Origin of the sequence: Gilliamella sp. Pas-s27 (genome assembly GCF_009795865.1) — a bacterium.
Taxonomy (GTDB): domain Bacteria; phylum Pseudomonadota; class Gammaproteobacteria; order Enterobacterales; family Orbaceae; genus Gilliamella.
Genome location: NZ_WTEW01000052.1, coordinates 1 through 4,217 on the forward strand (window position 1 = coordinate 1; position 4,217 = coordinate 4,217).

The following is a 4,217-nucleotide window of genomic DNA, read 5'->3' on the forward strand; positions in this document are numbered from 1 at the left end:
CAAAACGCTCGCTTTGACTCACATTATGACCAAGGTAACCAATAAAATCACCTTTCTTTATTGGCATCGGTGCTTTTAATACCACAATTTTATCTAACTTTCCTGGCTCGAAAGTCGATGATAACACTGAGGTTAATTTGACATACCCCTTATGCGGCGTGTCAGTTGAATTAGCTATTTTAGGCATTTGTAAAAGGTGTCTAACCAAGGTAAACCCTGTTGAAAAATACGCCACCTTTTGCTGTTCCTTATAAGGCGTTTTTAGCTCAACATTGTCATGATAGACTATTTTAGGATAAACATCATTAATTCGATAAGCAATTACTTCACCATTGGCCATACAACGCAGTTTATCGTCACTTTTTACTTTATCTAATACAAATTTATCAATATGAATGCCACCGTGCCATATCCCATTTTCACCAAACGGATAAAAACCACTATGAGCTTCTGATAATGCTTTATAATACGCATCTTGACTGAGTTGTTTTTCGCCAATTGGAAACATAAAGTTGGTTATTTTTCTATTGTTATGGAAAAAGAAAGCGTTTATATAAAATTTTATTTTTTGTCATCTATATTTCATTGTAAACTCAATATATAGCCCATGTTGATTAGTAATGAAAAATTATTGCTAATAAATACGTTATTATGTTCATTTATTTACTAATAGCACCATATTTAATCAAGATAATCATCAATTAATAATTCGCTAGCGTTCATACAAAAATTTCTTTCTTTTTTAGTACATTGGCGAGAAAGCAACAGCTTATAATCAACCTTAGATTTATTCTCAACCTTACATTTAGAGTTTAATATGGTATATTTTTTTTTATCTGTATATTGATATAAATCAGTTAAAATGACTCGGTTGAAGTAATCTTTAGGGCAATATTTTACTTTCTCTGCTGTTTTTTTCTCAGAATCAAAGGTAATAAAACGACCTGATAAATTTAGATAAACAAATTTACCCGAATTGTTATCATAAGAGTAATAAGCATCAAGTATATTCCCATCATTAATGCTATCTGTAGTTTTAGAAATATAAAAATCATTATCTTTTTCATCAAAATTAGCATCTTGATTGGTATTTATACTAGTAAATGAAAGAAAACCATAGCCTTTCAAATTATTAATTGTTTGAAATAAATTACCATCCTTTTTCTGGTAAATATTGATTCCGACAACTTGCATAAATTCACCTTTCTTCTTTGAGATCAGTGTTTTAAAGTAGTAATCTTTAGTAGATTCTCGCTGTATAATTTCTACATTATTAAACTCCACATTTTTCTTTAGCTTTAAATTATAATCATCAGCATTAACATGTGTTTTAAAATCATAGCCAAATTTTTTATCTAATTTAAAAGAACCATATAATTTTGACTCACATTCTAACGTTTTATTCAAAATAATTGTGCCATCCTCATTAAAATCAATATTTTTTATTACAATGGTATCTATAATTGAACTGCCAAAATTTGTATCAGGAATATTAAATGTTATGCCTTCATCATTTCGATATTTATTAGTGCTATTAAGTTGTCGGGGTTCATAATTTCTATTATCTATATAAATAATATTAATATCATCTTTATAAAAAGCATCAAAATAAAATTCTACTTTATATTTACCTATATTACCTTCATAGACACTATAATTAGCTAATAGAGTATTAGAAAAAAATACCACAACAAAAAAATATTTTCTTATACTAATCATTTCAACCTCACTTCAAGTTTTAGTTTATTTTTCATTTTTTCGTCTATTAAGAACTTCTTTTTGTTTTTGTTTTTCTTTGTCTATTGCTTGCAAATTAACAAATAACGCAGGATTGATTTTATAACCTAACTTATTAGTTTGCGGATCATACACGGTAGAACGGTTGTATCTTGGATTCATTGCTATTTCAAAATGTAGGTGAGGATTAACGACATCCTCAGCATTACCTGTATCACCTGTATAGCCAATTAAATCACCTGCTTTAACCTTATCACCTACTTTTAAGTCAGCGCGTTTATCTTTTAAATGACAATAACGTAAGTAAAAATGCTCAGCATTAATATTAAAATCTTCTGCTTGCTCAATTTCCCCATTTTTTGGAAATTCAAGGACCGTATCATTTCGTGAGTTTCTTAAGTCCTCCCCTTTAACTTTGAGGATGAGTACATTTCCGTATCCTATACCTTTGCCATCCCTATCCTTAACTTCAGTAATGTAGCCCACTACTTTAGCGTCTAAACACGCATAACAAGGGGTATTGATATCAGCAAATATATCTAAACCCGCATGTGATTTTGCCCCTCCATTTCTTACAAAACCAAAAGCGCCATTAACCTTTTTTTCAATTTCGACTGAGTTATAAAGCGTCCTTTGAGGGTTTTTTAACGGCTCATGCCAGAGTGTTGTTTCAATATTAAAATAATCAATCATCGCCACTGGGTGAATAAACCATGCCTTGCCGTCAGTTGATAGATTGGATAGTTTCGGGGTATTAGCATTCGCATCGCTTTGTTCTGTGCTGGTTGTTTGAGCTTGCGCTTGTGCCACTTGTTGCCACCACAGTGAGGGTTTAATGCGTTGCGCTTTTTCTAGTTGCCAATTTTTTTTGACATGTTCATGCGCTTCATCTACTTTTTTCATCACAATATCACGCTGATAAAGCTGGGTGATGCCCCACTCATCTAATCCCGCTTCAATCAGCGTTTTTTGTTGTTGTTTCTCTTCTTCAAATAAGTCATCCACTTCGTTCCATTAGCTTAACGCTTCATCGGCATACCATTCACTTTCATATTTTACCAGTAAATGCCCTATCAGCTCCGCTGTCCAGCTTCTGCGTAATCCTTCTTTTAAATCGCTATCCGTAAAAGCCGGCGGCGGTAGGTTCTTTTTCCGTTGTGTTGAATAAATCAGTGTGCCTGTCAAAATTTAGATACTCTTTCTCACTCGACGTTATTAGGTGTGTTGTTTGTCAAAAACCACAGAATAAAAACACTAATAAAATCAATATGTTTTCTGACTGATTTTTATAAGTAAATCTTAGGGGTAATTCAATTGAGGCATCCCCTAATAATCATAAAAAAAACAATAATAAATACTAAGATATAGGTTAAAATCGCTGGTAATTTGCCTCAGTGCCATTAATAATCATCATAATCATTAGTATCAATATACTTTCGACAAGCTTTGATTTCTTTAGGTTTGCACGCTCTTTGTTTTCTATATTCATATCGGTTATTATCTTTGTTCACATGACCGTCTGCATTATACAGGCATTCTGTTTTGATCTTTTTGTAACGATTATTGCCGATGTATTTAAAATCATCGGTTAGCAATATGTAGTCATTGCCTTTTTTACCGGGACAGTTTTTATAGCTGGTCGCCTCTTTTTCTTCGTAATCAAAACGAAATGCGTTGCCTTCAAGATTTAATTTAACAAATTGTTGTTGGGTTTTGTCATAGACGTAATATTCGGCTGTTCTATTAGGTCCGTGATATCTGTCTTTAACGAGATAAAAATCATTATTATCGCCATCAAAATTATAATCAAAGCCTTCATGAGTTACGATATTAACATAACCATGAAACTCACATCCTTTGATACCTGTAATAGTTTGAATAAGCTTGCCATCATGTTTGCTATATATTTTTATCCCAACGATATTTGCTTCTTCATTTTTCTTTTTAGATACTATTACTTTAAAATAAAAATCCTTAGTACTATGTTGTTGTAAATAATCTATATTGTTAAATTCTGCTTCACGCAATGAATGTTCATCGTATTTTTTATATTTAAATATTTCATGTAAATTTATCTTATCACCATTAAGAGAATGCCCAGTTAGATATTGATAGGCGTCTGCATCATGATTAAATATGCCTCTATCAAAATTCTCAATAACTATTTTATCCAATATTTTTTCGAAAGAATTTGCATAATAAACTTTAAAATTAAACATATCATTAGGCTTACTGATAAAACTTAAATGCTTAATTTGATGCTCTTTACCCGCAAGATAAAAAGCATATTCATCATCAAAATAAAATTCTGCATTATCTTGCCCAATAGTACCGGTATAAATACGAAATATGGCATGACTAATGGCGGGGGTTAATAATATCGTAAGTAAGATACACTTTATATACTTCATTTTGTTATTCCTTATTTTTTATTTGTGCGTTGTTGTTTGGCTTTTGCTTCTCTTTTAGCCTTTTCTTTC

The 4,217-nt window shown here is 31.3% G+C and carries 4 protein-coding genes and 1 pseudogene; all 5 read right to left on the reverse strand.

What is annotated here, in order from left to right; all coding sequences use genetic code 11:
• Positions 1-508 (reverse strand): annotated as a pseudogene (locus GQ589_RS11305) (hypothetical protein); the annotation flags it as partial.
• Between the two features lie 173 nt (positions 509-681).
• The gene (locus GQ589_RS11310) at positions 682-1,719 is read right to left on the reverse strand and encodes a hypothetical protein (protein WP_160426282.1); all 1,038 of its coding nucleotides are present in this window, start codon (positions 1,717-1,719) and stop codon (positions 682-684) included.
• Positions 1,720-1,743: 24 nt separating this feature from the next.
• On the reverse strand, positions 1,744-2,742 hold the full coding sequence (locus GQ589_RS11315; RefSeq protein WP_160426284.1) for a M23 family metallopeptidase: 999 nt from the start codon (positions 2,740-2,742) through the stop codon (positions 1,744-1,746).
• 9 nt (positions 2,743-2,751) lie between these two features.
• Positions 2,752-2,922 (reverse strand): hypothetical protein, encoded by a 171-nt coding sequence (locus GQ589_RS11320; protein WP_160426286.1) that lies wholly within the window; start codon positions 2,920-2,922, stop codon positions 2,752-2,754.
• Between the two features lie 215 nt (positions 2,923-3,137).
• The gene (locus GQ589_RS11325) at positions 3,138-4,148 is read right to left on the reverse strand and encodes a hypothetical protein (RefSeq protein ID WP_160426288.1); all 1,011 of its coding nucleotides are present in this window, start codon (positions 4,146-4,148) and stop codon (positions 3,138-3,140) included.
• Positions 4,149-4,217 lie beyond the last annotated feature (69 nt).

Excerpts from the sequence above, each read along its gene's own strand:
- GQ589_RS11310 (WP_160426282.1), bottom strand. The coding sequence starts at position 1,719 with ATGATTAGTATAAGAAAATATTTTTTTGTTGTGGTATTTTTTTCTAAT.
- GQ589_RS11325 (WP_160426288.1), bottom strand. The coding sequence starts at position 4,148 with ATGAAGTATATAAAGTGTATCTTACTTACGATATTATTAACCCCCGCC.